At 66.7% G+C, this 19,535-nt stretch carries 20 protein-coding genes; 5 read left to right on the plus strand and 15 right to left on the minus strand.

What is annotated here, in order from left to right:
* Positions 1 to 26: 26 nt before the first annotated feature.
* The 13 genes from G6P88_RS14675 to G6P88_RS14735 form a co-directional block, all read right to left on the minus strand.
* The gene (locus G6P88_RS14675) at positions 27 to 1,292 is read right to left on the minus strand and encodes a capsule biosynthesis protein (RefSeq protein ID WP_165323831.1); all 1,266 of its coding nucleotides are present in this window, start codon (positions 1,290 to 1,292) and stop codon (positions 27 to 29) included.
* Entirely contained in the window at positions 1,289 to 2,761 is a 1,473-nt protein-coding gene (locus tag G6P88_RS14680) for a capsular polysaccharide export protein, LipB/KpsS family (RefSeq protein WP_226946577.1), read from the minus strand. The genes G6P88_RS14675 and G6P88_RS14680 overlap by 4 nt, the downstream gene beginning before the upstream one ends.
* Before the next feature lie 225 nt (positions 2,762 to 2,986).
* Complete coding sequence (gene ssb, locus G6P88_RS14685) at positions 2,987 to 3,568, minus strand: single-stranded DNA-binding protein (protein ID WP_165323833.1); 582 nt, start codon at positions 3,566 to 3,568, stop codon at positions 2,987 to 2,989.
* 10 nt (positions 3,569 to 3,578) lie between these two features.
* Positions 3,579 to 5,441, minus strand: coding sequence for a ferrous iron transporter B (gene feoB, locus G6P88_RS14690; RefSeq protein ID WP_165323834.1), 1,863 nt, complete (start codon positions 5,439 to 5,441; stop codon positions 3,579 to 3,581).
* On the minus strand, positions 5,438 to 5,704 hold the full coding sequence (locus G6P88_RS14695; protein WP_165323835.1) for a FeoA family protein: 267 nt from the start codon (positions 5,702 to 5,704) through the stop codon (positions 5,438 to 5,440). Before G6P88_RS14695 ends, feoB begins: the two co-directional genes overlap by 4 nt.
* A gap of 61 nt (positions 5,705 to 5,765) precedes the next feature.
* Positions 5,766 to 6,431, minus strand: a complete 666-nt coding sequence (locus G6P88_RS14700; RefSeq protein ID WP_165323836.1) for a COQ9 family protein — start codon at positions 6,429 to 6,431, stop codon at positions 5,766 to 5,768.
* Positions 6,428 to 7,339, minus strand: coding sequence for a DMT family transporter (locus tag G6P88_RS14705; RefSeq protein ID WP_226946578.1), 912 nt, complete (start codon positions 7,337 to 7,339; stop codon positions 6,428 to 6,430). The genes G6P88_RS14700 and G6P88_RS14705 overlap by 4 nt, the downstream gene beginning before the upstream one ends.
* 87 nt (positions 7,340 to 7,426) lie before the next feature.
* Entirely contained in the window at positions 7,427 to 7,849 is a 423-nt protein-coding gene (gene ribH / locus G6P88_RS14710; protein ID WP_165323837.1) for a 6,7-dimethyl-8-ribityllumazine synthase, read from the minus strand.
* A 13-nt stretch (positions 7,850 to 7,862) separates the two neighbouring features.
* Positions 7,863 to 9,134 carry a 3,4-dihydroxy-2-butanone-4-phosphate synthase gene (gene ribB, locus G6P88_RS14715; RefSeq protein WP_165323838.1) on the minus strand — a complete coding sequence of 424 codons (1,272 nt, stop codon included), beginning with the start codon at positions 9,132 to 9,134 and terminating at the stop codon, positions 7,863 to 7,865.
* A gap of 66 nt (positions 9,135 to 9,200) precedes the next feature.
* Positions 9,201 to 9,812 (minus strand): riboflavin synthase, encoded by a 612-nt coding sequence (locus G6P88_RS14720; protein ID WP_165323839.1) that lies wholly within the window; start codon positions 9,810 to 9,812, stop codon positions 9,201 to 9,203.
* 1 nt (position 9,813) lies between these two features.
* Positions 9,814 to 10,788 (minus strand): bifunctional diaminohydroxyphosphoribosylaminopyrimidine deaminase/5-amino-6-(5-phosphoribosylamino)uracil reductase RibD, encoded by a 975-nt coding sequence (gene ribD, locus G6P88_RS14725; RefSeq protein WP_282097762.1) that lies wholly within the window; start codon positions 10,786 to 10,788, stop codon positions 9,814 to 9,816.
* Entirely contained in the window at positions 10,785 to 11,108 is a 324-nt protein-coding gene (locus G6P88_RS14730; RefSeq protein ID WP_165323840.1) for a hypothetical protein, read from the minus strand. Before G6P88_RS14730 ends, ribD begins: the two co-directional genes overlap by 4 nt.
* 80 nt (positions 11,109 to 11,188) lie before the next feature.
* Entirely contained in the window at positions 11,189 to 11,821 is a 633-nt protein-coding gene (locus tag G6P88_RS14735; RefSeq protein WP_165323841.1) for an energy transducer TonB, read from the minus strand.
* A gap of 791 nt (positions 11,822 to 12,612) precedes the next feature.
* Between G6P88_RS14735 and G6P88_RS14740 the strand changes: the two genes are divergently transcribed.
* Together G6P88_RS14740 and G6P88_RS14745 are read left to right on the plus strand one after the other, a co-directional pair.
* Entirely contained in the window at positions 12,613 to 12,780 is a 168-nt protein-coding gene (locus tag G6P88_RS14740; RefSeq protein WP_165323842.1) for a hypothetical protein, read from the plus strand.
* A gap of 28 nt (positions 12,781 to 12,808) precedes the next feature.
* Positions 12,809 to 13,009, plus strand: a complete 201-nt coding sequence (locus G6P88_RS14745) for a PspC domain-containing protein (protein WP_165323843.1) — start codon at positions 12,809 to 12,811, stop codon at positions 13,007 to 13,009.
* A gap of 21 nt (positions 13,010 to 13,030) precedes the next feature.
* Here the strand turns inward: G6P88_RS14745 and gltX are convergent, their stop codons facing one another.
* Positions 13,031 to 14,362, minus strand: a complete 1,332-nt coding sequence (gene gltX, locus G6P88_RS14750; RefSeq protein WP_165323844.1) for a glutamate--tRNA ligase — start codon at positions 14,360 to 14,362, stop codon at positions 13,031 to 13,033.
* 111 nt (positions 14,363 to 14,473) lie between these two features.
* On the opposite strand from gltX, the gene G6P88_RS14755 reads away from it, so the two are divergent.
* The 3 genes from G6P88_RS14755 (at position 14,474) to G6P88_RS14765 (ending at position 19,129) form a co-directional block, all read left to right on the plus strand.
* The gene (locus tag G6P88_RS14755) at positions 14,474 to 15,409 is read left to right on the plus strand and encodes a ribose-phosphate pyrophosphokinase (RefSeq protein ID WP_165323845.1); all 936 of its coding nucleotides are present in this window, start codon (positions 14,474 to 14,476) and stop codon (positions 15,407 to 15,409) included.
* 127 nt (positions 15,410 to 15,536) lie between these two features.
* The gene (locus G6P88_RS14760; protein WP_206335785.1) at positions 15,537 to 17,057 is read left to right on the plus strand and encodes a hypothetical protein; all 1,521 of its coding nucleotides are present in this window, start codon (positions 15,537 to 15,539) and stop codon (positions 17,055 to 17,057) included.
* Positions 17,054 to 19,129 (plus strand): DUF3857 domain-containing transglutaminase family protein, encoded by a 2,076-nt coding sequence (locus G6P88_RS14765; RefSeq protein ID WP_165323847.1) that lies wholly within the window; start codon positions 17,054 to 17,056, stop codon positions 19,127 to 19,129. The genes G6P88_RS14760 and G6P88_RS14765 overlap by 4 nt, the downstream gene beginning before the upstream one ends.
* Before the next feature lie 9 nt (positions 19,130 to 19,138).
* Here G6P88_RS14765 and G6P88_RS14770 read toward each other — a convergent pair whose 3' ends face one another.
* Entirely contained in the window at positions 19,139 to 19,531 is a 393-nt protein-coding gene (locus G6P88_RS14770; RefSeq protein WP_165323848.1) for a VOC family protein, read from the minus strand.
* Positions 19,532 to 19,535: the final 4 nt, after the last annotated feature.

The raw sequence follows: 19,535 nt of genomic DNA on the forward strand, positions 1-19,535 counted from the left end.
GGCGGGCAGATGTTGGGCGTCGTACCTTACTCGGCGGCGAGCTGCGCGGTTCCGCCCAGATAGGAGCCGATATCGACGATCTTCGAGGCCTCGACGAGCCGCGCGATCGAGCCCTCGACGAGCATCTCGATCCCCTCGTCGCTGGCGAAGCCGCCATAGACCAGGCAGCGGGCCTGGAGGACGCGCGAGAAGGCATCCCAGATCCGCGGATTGGGCGGGGTCGGATCGCTCCAGAAGCTGTCGAGCGGCCCCTGGAAGGTGATGCCGGGGATATTGTATACGGCTTGGCCCAGCGTGATCACGGGAATGCCCGACGCCAGAGCCAGCGTGCCGGTGGTGCTGTTGACCGTGACGACGCCCAGCGAATTTTCGACGATGTCGTCGATCCGACCGCCCTTGGTGAACAGCACGCGATGCTCGACGTTCAACCGCCGCGCCTCGCGCCGGATGAAGCGGCGCCAGCTGAACAGGCTGCTGTCGAGCGGATGCTCCTTGACGAGCAGATAGGTGTCGTCGGGTGCGGATCGGGCGAAGCTCTCGATCACATAGGATGCCCCGGCCTGCATTGTGCCGAACAGCGAATGGACGCGGATCTGGTGATCCGACGAAAGCTGCAGCGGCAGCGCGAAATAGCGTTTGCCTTCGAGCTGCGCGAGGACGTTTTCGGCGCGGCCCTCCTGAAGCTTGCGCAGCGCGAACTGCTTGAGCCAGCCGAGCGCTTCGGTCACCGCGGAGCGGTCGCGGTGCGACTTATAGTGCGGGAAGCGCCAGCGCCCCAGCGAGGTGCGGGCATAATAGCTCGTCGCCTCCTGTGCGCGGCGGCGGAAGCGCGATGGAACGGTCGGGCGCTTGGCGAGCGGTGGCAGCGTGCGCGCCGCCTTCAGATACCAGTTCGGGTCGCGCGGCAGCGAGGAATGACCATTGACGCCATCGAGCTCGAGCGTCGCCCAGTCGGGACGGATATAGCCCTCCTCGAAGACGTGCACGCGCACGCCGCGCAGCCGCGCCATGCCGCGCGCCGCATTATGGAGCGGGCGGCAGTCGCCGAACAGGATCAGGTCGGTGATCCGGTGATGGACGAGATAATCGTCGACGAAGCTCGGCCAGCGCTCGGCGGTGCCGCGATAGTCGATCGCGGGCCCCGACCAGGAGGCGACGTCGCCGGCATTCAGGTTGATCCGGTGTACGGCATGACCATGCTGGCGCAACGACGCGCCGAGCCGGTCGAAAAAGGGCCCGGGCGGACCCTGCAGGAACAGGAAGCGCTGCTTGGCGATGTCGTGCAGCTTCACGCGCGCCCTCCGGCTACCGAAAGGCCCCGGCGCAGACGGCCTTGCAGGCGGCGCAGGCGGGTAAGGAGGGTCTCGCGGGGTTCGGGCTCTGCTGCCAGGCGCTCCACAAGGATTTCCGGAGGGCAGGGGAGCTTCGTTACCGGGTCGAGATAGCGCGGGTAAAGAATCAAAGTTGCCGCCACAAGCTGCGCCTTCGTTACGTTGTGGCCCCGTCTCCGCTCAATGGGCGGCCCGAGGTCCCTCGTCAATCCCCATCCTGCATAGAAGGGCTGGCCGTGGGTCACAACGTCGCAGCCTCGGATCAGTGCCTCGAAACCGGCGAGAGACGTAAGGACATGGACCGCGTCGACCGCGTCGAGCATCGAGGCCATCGGCACGTCGCGGATCACCTGATCGACATGCTGCAGGGCGAGCTGGTCGGGAATCGCGCCACGCCGATGTCCGGCGTCGACATCGGGATGGGGCTTGAAGACCAGCCAGGCGTCGGGCTCCGCCGCCCGGGCGCGGCGGATCAAGTCGAGATTCCCCTGCACGCCGGCGCCGCCCAGGCGCACCGACAGATCGTCCTCGACCTGCCCGGTCACCAGAACGATGCGCCGATCCTTGACCGGACGCTCCCAGGGGTCGCCGCCGCTCGCATATTTGCTGATGCCTGCCTCGACGAGCGACCGCATCAACCGCTCGGCCCGCGCGATGAGCGCCGGGTCGGCGGGCGTGGCGATCATCTCTTCCAGGTCCGAGGGACGGTTGGGATCGAGATGCAGGCCGGCACGGTCGAGGATGATCGAGTGCGGAGGGTGGCAGTCGCTCCCGAGCCCTGCGGAGCGCAGGAAGCCGTCCTCGACCGGGTGCACCTCGATTCCATGCGCGGCGGCTTCGTCGTCGAGCCCCCGCGGCGCCTTCGAGGGCCAGACGGCTATTTCGCCGCCCCGCTTCGCGGCTGCGGCCACGGCATCCGCTGCGCTTGCCGCGAAGACGAGACTGTCGCCAGGCCAGAGCATCGCCTCGACCTCGCGCCGTTTCCATCGGGCGATTCCGGCGGCCGCAGCGAGGCCCCGATTGCGGTCGATCGCATGCCGCCAGAAGGCGAGCTGGTCGATCGCTGCCTCGATCGCCACCGGTCGCCCCAAATAGGGGTCGCGATACTCCACCCCATCGATCAGCCAACGCACGATGGCGCGTTCGGCCGGGTCCGGATCGCCATCCTCGGCTATGTCGGCGAACGGCCCCGGAGCGGTCCACGAAACGGGTGCCCCGGCGATCAGGGCGAGTAAGGCGCGCTCGTCGTCCCCTGGGAGTCGCAGGGTCTCGCCACGCGCGATCGGATTCCAGACATTGGCGTCGCCCGCAGCCCAGAATGGGCCACCGACGCGTTCCGCCACGATCCGCGCCCCGATGAGGCGCGCCCGCTCGCGCAGCTGCGGGGACAGCCCGTCGCGCAACGGCGAGAGCGGGCGGCACCGGCTCACCGCCGCGATGGCGGGCGAGGTCCCGGGGAAAGGAGGGGATCTGAGGATCGGCAGCGAGAGGCTCATCTCACCGGACCGAAAGAGGCGTGGTCACGCATTGCGGGAAAATACGCTCCCCGGGCTGGCACGCAAGCATCGACAGGCCCGGACATGCGGAGCAGGAAGTCGTTTCGTCCGTTAATCGGCAGCGCTGGTCGCGCCGCCCCACCTCGATAAGGGGCGACCTCAGAAAGGTACGTCGTCGTCGAGGTCGCCCACGTCGAACGGATCCGACTTGCGACCGCCACCGGCCGCTGCGCCACCGCCGCGACTGCCACCGCCGAAGCCACCGGCTCCGCCACCGCCGCCGCCAAAGGCTGCGCCGCCGCCATAGCCGTCATCATCGCCCCAGCCGCCGCCGGCCGCTGCGCCGCCGCTCGTGCCTCCACCCATGCCGCCACCCATGCCGCCGCCATCGGGGCGATCGAGCAGGACCATCACGGCGTTGAAGCCCTGAAGCACGACCTCGGTCGAATAGCGCTCCTGGCCCTGCTGATCGGTCCACTTGCGGGTCTGGAGCTGGCCCTCGAGATAGACCTTGCTGCCCTTGCGCAGATAGCGCTCGGCGACACCGGCGAGCGCTTCGTTGAAAATCGCCACCGAATGCCACTCGGTCTTGTCGCGGCGTTCGCCGGTGCTGCGATCCTTCCACTGCTCCGACGTGGCGATGCGCAGGTTCACCACTTTGCCACCATTGGCAAAAGAGCGGCTTTCCGGGTCGCGACCCAGATTGCCGACGAGGATCACCTTGTTAACGCTGCCTGCCACGCGGGCCTCCCTACAAACCTAAAGCTAGAGCGCTCCAGTAGGTAGCGCCTGCCGCGATGTAAGCCAGCCCGAACAAATAGGCCAGCATGAACCCGGTCCATTTCCAGCTGTTGGTCTCGCGCCGGACGACGGCGATCGTCGACACGCATTGCGGTGCGAACACGAACCAGGCGAGAAAGGCCAGCGCGGTGGGGAGAGACCAGCGGCCCTGCAGGCGCTCGACCAGCGATTTCTCCTGGACCGCTTCATCCTCGGCGTCGACGGCATAGACGGTGGCGAGCGCCGACACCGCGACTTCGCGCGCCGCCATCGCGGGGATCAGCGCCAGCGCCATGTCCCGGTTGAAGCCGACCGGGGCGAAGACCGGTTCGAGCGCGCCGGCGATCCGGCCGGCCACCGAATAGTCGATCGCAGGCTGCGCATAATCGGCCGGGGCCTTGGGGTAGGAGACGAGCAGCCACAGCACGGCGGTCGTGGCGGCGATGATCGTGCCGGCGCGGCGCAGGAAGATGATCGCGCGCTGCCAGAGGCCGAGCAGAACGTCGCGCAGGATCGGCATCTGGTAGCGCGGCATCTCCATCAGGAACCCTGGGGCCGGGCCCTTGGTGACGGTGCGACGAAGGATGAAAGCCGCCAGCATCGCGCCCGCGATACCCGCGACATAGAGGCAGAAGAGGACGAGTCCCTGAAGCCCGACGCCGGGGCCGACGGTTCGCTCCGGGATGAACGCCGCGATGATCACCGCATAGACCGGGAGGCGCGCCGAGCAGGTCATCAGGGGCGCGATCAGGATCGTCGTCAGCCGGTCCTTCGGGTCGTCGATGGTCCGCGTCGCCATGATGCCGGGGATGGCGCAGGCGAAGGAGGAGAGGAGGGGAATGAAGGCGCGGCCCGACAGGCCGACGCGCGCCATCAGCTGGTCCATGATGAAGGCCGCGCGAACCATGTAGCCCGACGCTTCGAGCAACAGGATGAAGAGGAACAGGATCAGGATCTGCGGCAGGAAGACGATCACCGCGCCGACGCCGGCGATCAGTCCTTCGACGATCAGCGAGCGGACGAAACCGTCCGCCATTCGATCGGTCACCAGCCCCTGGAGCGCCACGAAGCCGCCATCGATCGCATCGGCTGGCGCCGCAGACCAGGCGAAGACCGCCTGGAACATCACGAACAGGATGGTGGCGAGCAGGACGGGTCCGATGACCGGATGCAGCGCCACGGCATCGGCACGGTGCGTCCAGCGCAGCCGGAAATTCTCTTCGGTGGTCGCGGCGGCGGCAATCGCTCTTGCGCGCCGCTGCAGCACGACCAGCGCGTCATGATCGCCTGCCGGGGCGGCAACGGGGCGCGTGGCCTGCGTCGTGGTGAGCGAGCCGAGTGCTGCCTTGAGTTCCGCGATCCCCTTCCGGCGGACCGCGACGGTCGGAATCACCGGAACACCGAGCTCGGCCGAGAGGCGGTCCGCGTCGATACGCAGCCCGTCCCGCTCGGCCATATCGATCATGTTGAGCGCGACCACCGTCGGCAGGCCGAGGTCGATCAGCTGCAGGGCGAAGCGGAGATGGTTGTCGAGGTTGGTGGCATCGATCACCACCAGCAGCGCGGACGGCAGGCGCTCGCCCGGCTGCTTGCCCAGCAGCACGTCATGGGTGACGGCCTCGTCAGGGCTCGACGGCGTCAGGCTATATGTACCGGGCAGGTCGAGCAGCTCGAGCGGGCGTCCGTCGTCGAGCGCCATGCGTCCCGACTTTCGTTCGACGGTCACGCCGGGATAGTTGCCGACTTTCTGGCGGGCACCGGTCAGCGCATTGAACAGGGCGCTCTTTCCGGCATTCGGATTGCCGGCCAGCGCGATCAGCGGTGTGGGTGTCATCGGACGGTTCGCGCTCCGACGAGGATCGTCGACGCCTGGATGCTGCGTAAGGCGACGGTCATGCGTCCGATGCGGCAGGCGATCGGGTCGGCGCCGAAGGGGCCCTTATGGAGCTTCTCGACCACAACGCCCTCGTCCACGCCAAGCTCGCGCAGGCGACGGGCATCGCGCTCGTCCAGCTGGTCCCAGCGAACCCCGACGATCGTGCCACCGGTTCCGAGCGGCAGCCTGTCGAGGGTCATCGTCTCTGCATCCACATCCATGATGCGAGTGATTATCAATAAGGGGGCGACTTTGCCATCCCCTATCGGAAATTAAGCGGCCCTATCCCGCCTGGAGCCGATAGCGCAGGCGGCCGAGGAAGCGGACCGGGCTGAAATGGCGATCGGGCTCGGGCTTCAGCCTGGCCTTGAACTTCTCGAACCGCATGACGTCGTCGATCCGGCGATCGAGGAAAGCGCGCGTATCGGCGAAGTCCTCGCTGTCGTCATCCATCCAGGCGGTCAGCACCGATGTGTAGAGCGCGGCGAGCGTCGTCCGCTTGCTATACCAGGCGATATCGACGCTGGTGTCGCCGATTGCGCGCCACATCGAATCGGCCGCGCGCCAGGCCAGCTTGACTGCCCGTGCGGCATGGCCCGGCCGGGCAAGCTGCGTGATCGCGCGCCGAAGCGCATCGGGCTGCCGCGTCGCCTCGTCGAGCCGGACCAGCAGGGCGGTCCGGATCCGCTCGCGAATCTTCATCGTGCCGAGATCGAGCGACTGGAGCTGTTCGATCATCGCCGCGTCGATGGTCGCAAACCAGGCATCGATCATGTCGATCGCGCCGCCGGGAAAGCAGAGCGCGGCGCGGTCGGCTGGGACCTCGAGTTCGTCGGCGGCAGCGGTCAGCGCAGCTTTGCTCCAGCCGTCGAAGACGGCATGGGTGGGCAGGCGCTCGGCCAGGGCCAGCCGGAGCTCGTCTAGGGTCATGTCGGCGGGGGCTATCATGCGCTTTCCTTTACCGTTTGGGGCGCCCGCTGGCCAGTCCCACCGGCCCGGACGAGCACCAGGGCCGCGCAGATGGCGAGGCCGCCGGCAAGATCGAGAATGCCCAACATCTCACCATAGCGCACGCTGCCGATAAGGGCAGCGATGAAGGGCTGGATAAGCAGGCCGATCCCGATCACCAGCGGCGGGAGATGGCCGATCGCATAGACCATCAGCCCCTGTCCGACGACCTGGCTGCCGATCGCCAGCAGCAGCAGCGGCGTCCAGTCGCGGGGAAGGATCGGGCCACCGTCGATCCAGGCAAAGAGCAGGAGCGGCAGCACGCCGGCCACGGTGGAGATCAGCAGCACCGGCATCGGCTGCAGCATGCCCCGTGCCCTCGAGAGCGCGATGATGTAGCCGGTGTAGAAAATACCCGCGAGAATGCAGAGCAGGTCGCCCGTCAGATAACGGCTGTCCAGCTGGTAGGAGCGGCCAAGCAGCAGCGCGGTTCCGATCACCGCGAGCAGCAGCGCCAGTGCCTGCACCCGGTCGGGCAGCGATCTCGCGGCGATCAGCGCGACGGCGGGCAGCAGAAAGCTAGCGAGATTGCCGAACAGCGTCGCATTGGCGAGCTTGGTGTGGTGGATTCCGACGTGCCAGGCGCCGAGGTCGGCCGCGAAGAACAGGCCCCCGATCGCGATCGTCCCGATCATGCCCAAGGACAGGCGCGGTATCGGCTGGCGAGCCAGCCGCGTCATCGCGAAGAGCAGGGGGCAAGCGAGTGCGAGACGCCAGAAGGCCGATGCGATCGACGAGGTGTCGGCGAGGCGAACGAGCCAGGGGCCGAAGGCGAGCGCGATATTGGCGATCACCATCGCGGCATAGGCTCGGGCGACGGGGGCTGGGGCGTGCGATGCGCTGCTCATCGACCAGCCATCGCTTTCCGGAGCACGGAGGGCAAGACCCAATCACCGGCACGCCGATGCGGCGGCCGGCGATCGGTCTCGATCAGGTCAGGCGCCGAATTTCTCGCGCAATTCGAGCATACGCAGAGCGGCCTTCGCTGCCTCGCCACCCTTGTCCTTTTCCGACCGCTGCGCACGCGCCAGGGCCTGGGCTTCGTTCTCGACGGTGATGATGCCGTTGCCGATCGCGATACCATCCATCGACAGCGCCATCAGGCCGCGTGCGCTCTCGTTCGAAACCACCTCGAAATGATAGGTTTCTCCGCGGATCACGACGCCGATGGCGACGAAGCCGTCATAGCGGCCGCTTTCCGCCGCCATGGCGATCGCGCCGGGGATTTCGAGCGCGCCCGGGACGGTGATCGTTTCGTGGCGATGACCCGCCTCCTCGATCGCGGTGCGCGCGCCGTCGAGGAGCATGTCGTTCAGATGATCGTAGAAGCGTGCTTCGACGATGAGAATCTTGGCCATGGTGGTGCTCCTGTCAGGCGGCGGGAATGGGCCGCTCGCCTACGATCGACAGACCATAGCCGTCCAGCGCAATCAGCGTGTGGTGCGAATTGGTGAGGAGGACCATGTCCTGCACCCCGAGTTCGGTCAGGATCTGCGCGCCAACGCCATAGTCGCGCAGCTCGTCCATTGCCGAGCTGTCGCCGGTTTCGCGCGCCTCGACCGCACGGGTCATCCAGCCGCTCATCGGGCGGTTGAGGATGACGATGACGCCGGCGCCTTCCTCCGCGATCATCTGCATCGAGCGTTCGATCAGGTCGCTGCGCGGGCTCTTCTCGCCATAGATGTCGGCGAAGGGGTTGAGCAGGTGCATGCGCACCAGGGTTGGCTTGTCGGGATCGATATGGCCCATGACCAGCGCGGTCTGCTCGGTGCCGGTCGCCTTGTTGTAGAAGGTGGTCAGCTTCCATTCGCCGCCCCAGCGGCTCGTGAAGCGCGTCTCGGTCCGCTTCTCGACCAGATGGTCATGCTTGCGGCGATAGGCGATCAGGTCGCGGATCGTACCGATCTTGAGCTTGTGGGTGCGGGCGAACTCGACCAGCGAATCCATGCGCGCCATGGTGCCGTCGTCGTTCATGATCTCGCAGATCACGCCCGAGGGATTCAGGCCGGCGAGGCGGGCGACGTCGACCGCCGCCTCCGTATGGCCCGCGCGGATCAGCACGCCGCCGGGCTTGGCGACCAGCGGGAAGACATGGCCGGGCGTGACGATATGCTCGGGTCCCTTGGACGCGTCGATCGCGACGGCGACGGTGCGCGCGCGGTCGGCGGCGGAAATGCCGGTGGTGACGCCCTCGCGTGCCTCGATGGATACGGTGAAGGCGGTTTCGTGGCGGGTGCCGTTGTTGCGGCTCATCAGCGGCAGGCCAAGCTGGTCGACCCGCTCCTTGGTCATCGACAGGCAGATGAGCCCGCGGCCATATTTGGCCATGAAGTTGATCGCGTCGGGGGTCGCCATCTGGGCGGGGATGATCAGGTCGCCTTCATTTTCCCGGTCCTCGTCGTCGACCAGGATGAACATGCGGCCGTTGCGCGCCTCGTCGATGATTTCCTCGATCGGCGACAGGCCCGAATAGGACAGATAGCGTTCGAGCTTCTTGAGCGTGTCCGCCGTCGGGTTCCAGTCGGGGTCGTCGAGCGACCGCAAAGAGTTGGGGTGGAGGCCGGCGGCGCGGGCAAGGCCGGACCGGGAAACGCCGCGTTCGGACACGGCGTGGCGGATGCGATCGATAAGGTCGGTGCTCATACTTGGTCGATATCACATCGAGATGACACCGCAACGATTAAATCACATTGCAATGTGATTTAATCGTCAGGCCAGCGTCCGCAGATGCTCCATACGACGAAGATAGCGCGCCAGAACGTCGATCTCGAGGTTCACGCTGTCGCCGATGTCGAGCAGGCCGATCGTCGTCACCGCCGCCGTGTGCGGAATGATGTTCAGTCCGAACAGCGTGCTGCCGTCGGGTTGGTCGGTGATCGTGTTGACCGTCAGCGAGACGCCGTCGACCGTGATCGATCCCTTCTCCGCCAGATAGGGGGCCAGTTCCGCTGGCGCGCGTATCTCGAAGCGCTTCGAATCGCCTTCGGTACCGATCGATGCGACCGTGCCCACCCCGTCGACATGGCCGGTTACGATATGGCCGCCGAGTTCGTCGCCAAGTTTCAGCGAGCGTTCGAGGTTGAGCTTGCGGCCGGATTCCCAGCGCCCGGGTGCGGTGCGCGAGACGCTCTCTCCGCTGATGTCGACCGCGAACCAGTCCTGCCCGAGTTCGACCACCGTCATGCAAGCGCCCGAGCAGGCGATCGACGCGCCGATGTCGATCGAACCGGTGTCGTAGGAGCAGGCGATGCGCACATGGAGGTCGCCGCGCTGCTCGGTCGCGACGATGGTGCCGATGTCGGTGATGATTCCGGTGAACATGTCAGGAGCGTTCGTAGATGGTGAGGCGGTCGCTGCCAAGCATCCGCGTGTCCGTCATGCACCAGCGGCCATGTGCCGATGCGAGATCGGCGAGGCCGATATCCGCGATGGCGGGTCTTCCGCCGCCGATCACGATCGGCGCGGTGTAGATCAGCAACCGGTCGACGAGGTTGGAATGCAGGAAGGCGGCGGCGGTCGCGGCCCCGCCTTCGACGAACAGGTGGTCGACCCCGTCCAGCGCGGCGATCGCTTCCGGACGGTCGATGGCGGTCCAGTCGTCCGGGGCTGCGCCATGCGTCAGAAGCAGCCGCTTGGGACTCCGGTCAGCGAGTCCCGGCAGCCGCACGTCCAGGCGTGGCGCGTCGGCATCGAAGGTCCCACGGCCGACGAGAATCGCCTCGTGACGGCTGCGTTCGACATGGCAATGGGCACGGGCGGCGCTGCCGGTGATCCATTGGCTGCGGCCGTCGGCCAGCGCGATGCATCCGTCGAGCGAGGTTGCGAGCTTGAGCGTGACATGCGGGCGGGCCGATGCCTGGCGGGTGAGGAAGCCGGCCATGGATCGGCGTGCCTCATCGGCCGCGATCCCTGCGGTTACCTCTATGCCGGTGGCCTCGAGCCGGGCGATGCCGCGGCCATTGGTGCGCGGGTCGGGATCGGTCAGCGCGATCACGACGCGTCCGGGGGCGGCGGCCGCGAGCAGGTCGGCACAGGCCGGACCGCGCTCCGACATATGGGCGCAGGGCTCCAGCGTGACATAGGCGGTCGCCCCTGCGACGCTGCCTGCCATGGCCAGTGCCTGTGCCTCGGCATGGGGGCGGCCGCCGGCCTCGGTGATCCCGCGGCCGATGACGCGTCCGTCACGCACGATCACGCAGCCGACATTGGGATTGGGCGCGGTCCGTCCCCGGCTGCGTCCGGCGAGCGCGATCGCCGCCATCATCCATCGCCGGTCCTCGTCGCGGGACAGGATCAATAGTCGATGCCCAGCTTGTCGGCGACGCGCCGATATTCGTCCTGCTTCGCCTTGCGCTGGGCATCGCGGACCTTCTGGTCGGCGATGTTCTGCTTCTCGATCTCGGCATCGGTGCGTGTGGAAGGCCAGCTTTCGACGAAGATGACCTGCGCCTTGGGCTTGTCGGTCTTCGAATCGACGTAGAAGCCCCAGACGATGATCATCGGCATCAGGCCCGAGATCGCCGCGATCATCAGCTTGTGGCGGTTCTGCTGATTCAGGAAAGCCTTGAGATCGGCGAGAAAGGCGCGCGGGGTCGAAGGGCGGGGGAAAATGGCCATGGTGCCCAAGATAGGCGAGGACGCCCCGCCGCGCCAGTCCGGCGCCCGCAAGGGCAGGCGCCGGAGCCGGGATCGGCGGCTCAGCTCTCCAGCTTGAACCGCACTGTCATGGTGCGCCAGCTTTCCGTCGGGACTCCGTCGCGCGTCGCGGGGCGGAAGCGCCAGGCGCGCAGGGCATGGTCGCGCGTCGCCTCGAAGAAGCCGGCATGCGTCGCATTGACCAGTTCGACCTGCTTCACCCGGCCGTCGGTGCCGATCAGCACGCGCACCGTGGCGCTGCCCTCAATGTCGGCTCGGGCGAGAGCCGAGGGATAGCCCGGCTGGAACCGCGCGGCGACGCCGGGGTCGATCGTCGCAGCGACGAAGACCGGTGCGGCGGGCAAGCTGGACGGAAGCTGCTGGGGAAGGGTCGGCTCGACCTGGGGAAGCGGCTCGAGCTGGACGGGTCGGGCGATTGCCGACAGGTCGACCAGTGGCGCGACCTTCTGTGGCTGCGTTTCCTTCGGCGACGCCTTTGGCGGCGGCGGTACTTCACGCGTCGGTGGCGGCGGCGCCTCGATGCTCTCCACCACGGTCGGGAGATAGACGATCCGGGTGAAGCTCTCCGGCGGGGCCAGTATCAGGGCTGCGAGGACCGCGGCATGGCCGGCGATGACGAGGCCGAGGCCAAGGGGACGGGATTTGCGTTCGGTAAGATAACCTCCGTTGGTCATGGCTGACTCCTACTCCGAGCGTGGCCGGATGTGTCTCCGACTCACTGGCGTAACAGTACATCATCACGCGGTGCGGCGGTTGCGGAATCTGGTCCGGATCGGACCTTTTTGATGATGGGTCCGGAGCATAGGGATTCCCGCCTTTGCGGGAATGACGGCGGGAGGACTGGCCCATATGCATCGCGAGAGCGGTCAGAATGTGCCGGTCCAGTTCGACGCCGGCCGACTGTTGGCTGTCGGCCCAACACCCCCTCCCGTCATCCCCGCGAAGGCGGGGATCCATAACCTCCGAACAGCAAGAGGCTCGAGCGTCAGAGAATATGGATTCCCGTCTGCGCGGGAATGACGGGGTATGGATGGGGAGCCGATGCTCTCGCGAATCGCGAGGTCGGTCTGGACGTGCCGGTCCCGTTTGGCGCCGGTCGGCTTCGCCCGATCTCTGCCACCGGCCAGGACGCGGGCCACCGGCTGGCTGCCGGCTGCCGGCCCATTACCCCCTCCCGTCATCCCCGCGAATGCGGGGATCCATAACCTCCGAACCGCAGGAGGCTCGGGCTTCAGAGAATATGGATTCCCGCCTTCGCGGGAATGACGGGGTGTGGGAAGGGCGCGCGCTTATCGGGCCGATGTGCCGGACCTTGGCAAATTTTCCGACAAGATGGTATTTTGTTCGGAAACACCGGGCCAGGATCGGGATTTTCACGCCGATTTTCTTGGCTGCGAGGATTTGGCACGCCTCATGCAACGCTTCAGGCATCCGGCCGAGGGGGCCGCACAAAGGGAGCCAGACCATGTTCGACACCAACACCGAGATCAGCGACGCACGGCGTTTCCTGCTCGCGGCCGGCGGTGCGCTGCTCTTCAGCCTCGCCTGCCTGGCGACCGCTCTGGGGCCGGCGAATGCGAACTGCTTCTGCTCCGCGACGACTGTTTCGGCAGACCGCCCCGTCCTCCTCTGACCGACCTCAAGCCGCGAAGGAAATTGCCATGTCCGTCCGTACCGAACGCTTCCGCCTCAACAAGAGCCAGGGCAAGATCATGGGCGTGTGCGCCGGTCTTGCCGACTATAGCGGGATCGATCTTGCGCTGATCCGGATCGCAGCGGTGCTGCTGACGCTGTGCGGCGTGGGCTCGACGATCCTGCTCTATCTGCTGGTCGGACTGATCGCGCCGTCGAACCGCTTCTGACACGCATCGCGCCGGCGGGGCTCAGGCTCCGGCGGCGCGCAGCCGCGCGATCGCCCGATCGCGGCCGATCAGCGGCAGCAGAGCGTTCATGTCGGGCCCATGCTCGCGCCCGGTCAACGCCAGACGCAGCGGAAGGAACAGCGCCTTGCCCTTGCGCCCGGTGGCAGCGTTCAGCTGACCGGTCAGCACTTTCCAGACGCCGGCGTCCCACGCGACATTCTCCGCCATCTCGGCGGCCTGGAGCACGAAGGCGCGATCCTCTTCACCCAGCACGGTTTGCACCTCGCCCTCGACAACGCTCCACCAGTCCGCGGCGTCCGAAAGCCGTGTCAGATTGGGCCGGATCGCTTCCCAGGCCCCCGCATCCATGCCGGCCGGCAGGCGATCCGCCACCTGCTCATGGTCGAGCAGGTGCAGGATTCGGGCGTTGAGCGCCTTCAACTCATCGAGATCGAAGCGTGCCGGCGCCCGGCCGAAACGGGCGAAGTCGAAGTCCGCGAACAGAGCCTGCGGCGAGGCGACAGGCTCGACCGGCAGGCTGGTGCCGATCCGGGCGAGCAGTGCGATCAGGGCGATCGGCTCGATCCCTTCCTCGCGAAACGCATCGCAGCCGAGTGAGCCCAGCCGCTTGGACAGCTTGCCCTCGCTGCCCACCAGCAGCGCTTCATGCGCGAAGGCAGGCGGCGTCGCACCGAGCGCCGCAAACATCTGCAGTTGCAGCCCGGTATTGGTGACATGATCCTCGCCGCGCACGACATGGGTGATGCCCATGTCGATGTCGTCGATCGCGCTGGGCAGCATATAGAGCCAGCTGCCGTCGGCGCGGCGGATCACCGGATCCGACAGGCGGCTGGGGTCCAGATGCTGCGGTCCCCGGATCAGGTCGTCCCACCGGATCGGTTCGTCATGATCGAGCAGGAAGCGCCAATGGGGGCGATGGCCCTCGGCCTCCAGGGCGGCCCTCTGCGCGTCGTCCAGCTGGAGCGCGGCGCGGTCGTAGATCGGCGGCAAGCCGCGCCCGGCGAGAATCTTGCGCTTGAGCTCGAGCTCTTCCGCTGTCTCATAGCAGGGATAGACCCGTCCCTGCGCGCGAAGCTCCTCGAAGCGGCGTTCATAAAGCGCGAACCGGTCCGACTGCCGCGCCTCATTGTCCGGGGACAGGCCCAGCCAGGCGAGGTCTTCGCGGATCGCGACGGCGTTCTCGTCGGTCGACCGTTCGGCGTCGGTATCGTCGAGCCGCAGCAGGAAGCGACCCCCGTTGGCGCGCGCCCACATCCAGTTGTGGAGCGCGGTGCGGATGTTGCCGACATGCAGCCGGCCGGTGGGGGAGGGAGCGAAGCGGGTGACGACCATGGGCGGCTCTTAGGCGGATATCATCGCTTCAGCCACCCTCTTCCCCCACGGGCACCTTGCGACTAAGAGCCCCCGAGTCTTCCGCCACAGCGCCCGAACGGGGATAGATATATGAAGCTTCTGACCGGCAATTCGAACCAGCCGCTCGCCAAGGCGATCGCCTCCTATCTCGAACTGCCGTTGACGGAGGCGAGCGTCCGCCGCTTCGCCGACGAAGAGGTTTTCGTCGAGATCCATGAGAATGTGCGCGGCGAAGATGTGTTCGTGATCCAGTCGACCGGCTATCCGGCGAACGACAATCTGATGGAATTGCTGATCTGCATCGACGCGCTGAAGCGCGCGTCGGCCAAGCGGATCACGGCCGTCATTCCCTATTTCGGCTATGCCCGCCAAGATCGTAAACCCGGCCCGCGCACGCCGATTTCGGCCAAGCTGGTGGCCAACCTGCTTGAGACCGCCGGCGCCAACCGCGTCCTGTCGGTCGACCTTCATGCCGGGCAGATCCAGGGTTTCTTCGATATCCCGACCGACAATCTCTATGCCGCGCCGGTCATGTCGGCCGACATCCACGCCCGCTTCGCCGGCCGCAACCTGATGGTCGTATCGCCCGACGTCGGCGGCGTGGTCCGAGCGCGCGCGCTGTCCAAACGGCTCGACAACGCCCCGCTGGCGATCGTCGACAAGCGCCGCGAGCGGCCCGGCGAATCGGAAGTGATGAATATAATCGGCGACGTGTCGGGACGCTTCTGCATCCTCGTCGACGACATCGTCGATTCGGCCGGAACGCTCTGCAACGCCGCCGCCGCGCTGCGCAAGGCGGGGGCCGAGGACGTCGTCGCCTATGTCAGCCATGGCGTGCTGTCGGGCGGCGCCGTCGCCCGCGTCGAGAAGTCGGAGCTGCTCGAACTGGTCATCACCGATTCGATCGGGGCGACCCCGGCGGTGGCGGAGGCGACCAAGATCCGCCACCTCACCATCGCGCCGCTGCTCGGCGAGGCGATCAAGCGCATCGCCGATGAGAGCTCGGTTTCCAGCCTGTTCGACTGATCAGTCGGCGCTTTCGACGTTGCCACCGATAGCGCCGATTCGGATCATTACGTAGCTCGTCCCACCACGCGCTTTTGCATAGACTGATCACTCGTTCGCCATTCCGTAGCGGATGAGGGGGGTGTCTATGCGGGAGCGATCCTGCCTGTCTTCATCAGGGCGTCCGCGCGGGGCGGGACGCCTGATAGCGGTTCTGCTTGCGGCGGCGATGATCCCGACCGCGGTCTATGCGGAGACCGATCTCCTGCCGATGCTGAGGCAGGCCAGCGAACGCGCCGCGGCCGACGACTGCCCTGGCGCGCTGAAGCTTTTCGACAAGGCCGTTCGTGATCCGGGTTTTCCGGCGCTGGAGCCCTCCGTGCGATTGTCCACCGCACAATTGGGCGCGAGTTGTGCCAGGACGATTTCGGACGACGAGGCGCTGCGGCGCTATGTGCTGGTTGGCAGCCCGCTCGATACCGCGATTGGTTCCCTGTGGGGGCTGCGGCTCTGGCTGGATCTGAAGCGCAGCGATGTGGCCGAAGCGGTCGCGACCCTGGAGGGTATGGCCGCCACAAATCCGGCGGCGCTGGATGCGATGCCGACGGACTCGATAGACGAAATCCACAGACTGGCGACGCTGTCCGGCAAGGTCGATCTGCTCGATCGACTGCTCGTCATTCTTACGGCGCCGACCTATCACCCCAATGATCCGATCTGGAGCGCAGACTATTATCTGTTCCAGCGGGCCGAGAGGCTGGCGGAGGCGGGGCAGCAAAGTGCGGCAGGAGACCTGCTGCAGCGGATCTCGGAGGGCGATCTGCTGATGCGCGCGGCCATTCATCCTCGCCTGCGGGCGCTGCTTCCGGCCGACACCGATTTCCGCGCGGCGCGGGAGCGCGAACTGGAGCGGTCGCGCGAAATCGCTGCAAGTCATATGCATTCGCTCGGTGCGGTCATCGCCATCGCGCGCAATCTGCGGGAGCTCGGCCGCTTCGAGGAGGCGGTCGTCACGCTGGAGGCCTTCACGCCAGAGGGAACGCTGGCAGACTCCTATCACGATCGTGCGGAGCAACTCCCCTGGTTCTGGGACGAAATGGCCCGTAATCTTCGGGGGTTGGGGCGAGCCGAACAGGCAGTTGTCGCGCTGACCCGTGGCGCGCAGCTTCCGGAAAATGGCGGCCCCAATGTGAGCCAGAGGATCAACCTTATCTTCCTCCATGTCCGCTACGGCCAGCCGGCCGCAGCCCTTGCGATGGCGGACGGGTTGGGACGAGGGGGAGAAGGTCTCAGTCCGTTCGGCGCCATGGAATTGCGGGCCGGCCAAGGCTGCGCCAGAGCGCTGTCCGGAGATGGCGCTGGACTGGCCGACGACATCGGTTACGCCAGGGCTCATTCCACCGAGCATTCGCTCGCTCTCCTGCATCTGCTTGCCTGTGCCGGGAATCTGGACGCAGCCGCTGCGGCCCTCGTGACCGCGCTCGACAATCCCGAGACACGCGCAGCTATGTTGCTGTTGCTGAGCGACTATGACCCCCTTCCGGTATCGATGCCGTTGCTGCCGCTCGAGAAGGCGCTGCCTGCGCTGAAACAACGACCGGACATTCAGGCGGCCATCCAGCGCGCGGGCGGAACGCGGCGCTTTCCCCTGCAGGCGGACGAGCTATGAGCCGAGTGCACCTGACCTTTGTCGCTGTTGCCGTCGCGGCAAGCAGCTTGTGGGATCTCCCTGCGCAGGCGGCGCCCACCAGCGCCGACCTGTCCTATGCTCCGGCGGCAAGCTGGGTCACGCCGCCGCCGCCGCCGACCACCGGTCGCGCGCCTGCGGATGCCGCCTACCGGGTGGTGTATCAGGATGGGCAAGTGCGGATCACCGACCAGGGCGAGGAGACGTACAGCGCCTATCGGGTAAAGATACTGAAGTCCGATGGGCTGAGTTTCGGCAAGATGTCCCTCGAGTGGAACCCCGCGAGCGGGAGCGCCACCGTCCACACGGCCCGTCTGATCCGTAACGGACAGATCGTCGATCTTCTCAAGACGAACCGCTTTCAGGTCCTCCAGCGGGAGGATGGCCTCGAAGAATCGATGCTCGACGGCATGTTGACGGCGGTGTTGCAGGCACCGGGGCTTCGCATCGGTGATGAGGTCGAGTTCGCCTATACGACGACCGATCGCGACCCTACGCTGGGCGAACATGGTTTCGGCTTCGGTTCGATGATGGACGAAGCCATGCCCGGCGCCTTCCGTTTCGCCCTGCGCTGGTCCAACGGTCGGCCGATGCGCTGGCAGGCGTCGCGCGATCTGCCACAGGCGGTGCCGGTGAAGACGGCGACCGAGACGATGATCAGCTATGAGCTGCGCGATCCGTCCGGGGTGATCCTCAACGACGGCGCGCCGGGTCGCTACAATATTCGTCGGACGATCGGCTATAGCGAGTTCAGGGACTGGCGCGACGTGTCGCGGCGCATGGCGCCGCTCTATGAGGCGATATCGGTCATTCCCGCGGGATCGCCGCTCCAGGCCGAGGTCGCCCGCATCGCGACGGCGACCCGGGATCCGGGCGAACGCGCGCAGGCGGCGTTGCGCCTGGTGCAGGACGAGATTCGCTATGTCTATGTCGGGCTAGACGGCGGCAATTTCCGGCCCGCCCCGGTCGCCGAGACCTGGGAGCGCCGCTTCGGCGACTGCAAGGCAAAGACGGTCCTGCTGATTGCCCTGCTGCGTGCTTTGGAGATCGAGGCCGAGCCGGTCCTTGTCAGCATAGATGACGATGATGGCCTCGATCAGTTTCTGCCGAGCCCGGCCCTGTTCGACCATGTGCTGGTGCGGGCGCGTATCGGTGGCGCCGCCTATTTCCTTGATGGGACGCGGTGGGGCGACCGTCATCTCGATCAGCTTCCCCAGCCCGAGTTTCACTGGGCTTTGCCGGTGCGCGCTGTCGGCGCCGATCTGGAACCGGTTACCTCCAAAGCGCCCGACTGGCCCGAGCCGCTCGAACTGGTCGAAATCGACGCCTCGGCCGGGCCGGGCGGGCTGGCCCGGCTGAAGGCGCGAACGCATTACCGGGGAGAGGCCGCGCTCGACATGCTCTCGCGTCTCTCCGGGGGCGACGAAGCAGCCAATGACCGGTCGCTGAAGAGCTCGTGGCAGGATGCCTTCGCCTGGCTTGCTACGTCGTCGGTGTCGTGGAGCTATGACGAGCGAGGCAATATTCTCACCATGCGCGTGGAAGGGCAGGGGCACCCGACATGGGAGCAGGTCTCGGGCGCCGAACCCATGCTGGAAATCCCCTGGGTCGGCTTCCAGGCGCCGAAGGCCCGGCGCCGGCCGCACCCGCAGGATCGGAGCCTTCCCTGGACGACCGAAGGCCCCTTTTTCTCCTGCAGCGTGACGAGCATCAGGCTGCCGCCCGAGGAGCCGGCCTGGCACTGGGCCAGCAGCGCGCTGCCGATGCGAACCCAGCTGGGAGAGAATCTCTACTGGCGGCGGACCGACGTTCGCGACGGGGTCATGACGGTGGTCGCCAGCCATCGCGTCGAGCAGGAAGAGGTCACGGCCGAGCAAGTCGCTACGATGAACGCTTATCTGTCGGGCTTTGACGACAATGTGCCCTTCGCTTTCAAGGCCGCAGGTCGACGAACGCGCGAAGCCGATAATGGGCCGCCACTGCCGACGGCGGGCGACGCGCGCTGGGACCAGGACCAGTCGGCCTGCATGCCGCCGCGACGTTCGGCAGATTAGGTTCGACGCCTAGCTGTAGGGCCCGTCGACCAAGCGCTGCGATATCCACCAGATATTGCCGTGCCGATCGCGAACCCCGCCCTGCCGGTCGCCATAGGGCATGTTGGCGACCTCCATTTCCAGCCGGCCGCCGGCCGCCACTGCGCGCGCGACGCTGGCGTCTGCATTGTCGACATAGAGATAATAGGAGGCCGGCATGGCGGGCCAGTCGGCGCTGGCCTCGCTGAGCATGATGCAGGCGCTGCCGATCCGGACCTGCGCATTGGCGATGCACCCGTCGGGCCTGTGGACCACATCGACCACCTCGCCGCCCAGGCCATCGGTCAGAAAAGCGAGCAGGGCGTCGGCATCCTCGGCGAACATATAGGGCGTTACGGTGGCGAAGCCTGGTGGCGTGGTCATGGCC

Origin of the sequence: Rhizorhabdus phycosphaerae (assembly GCF_011044255.1) — a bacterium.
GTDB classification, from domain to species: Bacteria; Pseudomonadota; Alphaproteobacteria; order Sphingomonadales; family Sphingomonadaceae; genus Rhizorhabdus; species Rhizorhabdus phycosphaerae.

Coding starts and splice junctions, on each gene's coding strand:
- feoB (WP_165323834.1), bottom strand. CDS start 5,441: ATGACACCCACACCGCTGATCGCGCTGGCCGGCAATCCGAATGCCGGA.
- G6P88_RS14695 (WP_165323835.1), bottom strand. CDS start 5,704: ATGGATGTGGATGCAGAGACGATGACCCTCGACAGGCTGCCGCTCGGA.
- G6P88_RS14700 (WP_165323836.1), bottom strand. CDS start 6,431: ATGATAGCCCCCGCCGACATGACCCTAGACGAGCTCCGGCTGGCCCTG.
- G6P88_RS14705 (WP_226946578.1), bottom strand. CDS start 7,339: ATGAGCAGCGCATCGCACGCCCCAGCCCCCGTCGCCCGAGCCTATGCC.
- ribH (WP_165323837.1), bottom strand. CDS start 7,849: ATGGCCAAGATTCTCATCGTCGAAGCACGCTTCTACGATCATCTGAAC.
- ribB (WP_165323838.1), bottom strand. CDS start 9,134: ATGAGCACCGACCTTATCGATCGCATCCGCCACGCCGTGTCCGAACGC.
- G6P88_RS14720 (WP_165323839.1), bottom strand. CDS start 9,812: ATGTTCACCGGAATCATCACCGACATCGGCACCATCGTCGCGACCGAG.
- G6P88_RS14730 (WP_165323840.1), bottom strand. CDS start 11,108: ATGGCCATTTTCCCCCGCCCTTCGACCCCGCGCGCCTTTCTCGCCGAT.
- G6P88_RS14735 (WP_165323841.1), bottom strand. CDS start 11,821: ATGACCAACGGAGGTTATCTTACCGAACGCAAATCCCGTCCCCTTGGC.
- G6P88_RS14740 (WP_165323842.1), top strand. CDS start 12,613: ATGTTCGACACCAACACCGAGATCAGCGACGCACGGCGTTTCCTGCTC.
- G6P88_RS14745 (WP_165323843.1), top strand. CDS start 12,809: ATGTCCGTCCGTACCGAACGCTTCCGCCTCAACAAGAGCCAGGGCAAG.
- gltX (WP_165323844.1), bottom strand. CDS start 14,362: ATGGTCGTCACCCGCTTCGCTCCCTCCCCCACCGGCCGGCTGCATGTC.
- G6P88_RS14755 (WP_165323845.1), top strand. CDS start 14,474: ATGAAGCTTCTGACCGGCAATTCGAACCAGCCGCTCGCCAAGGCGATC.
- G6P88_RS14760 (WP_206335785.1), top strand. CDS start 15,537: ATGCGGGAGCGATCCTGCCTGTCTTCATCAGGGCGTCCGCGCGGGGCG.
- G6P88_RS14765 (WP_165323847.1), top strand. CDS start 17,054: ATGAGCCGAGTGCACCTGACCTTTGTCGCTGTTGCCGTCGCGGCAAGC.
- G6P88_RS14770 (WP_165323848.1), bottom strand. CDS start 19,531: ATGACCACGCCACCAGGCTTCGCCACCGTAACGCCCTATATGTTCGCC.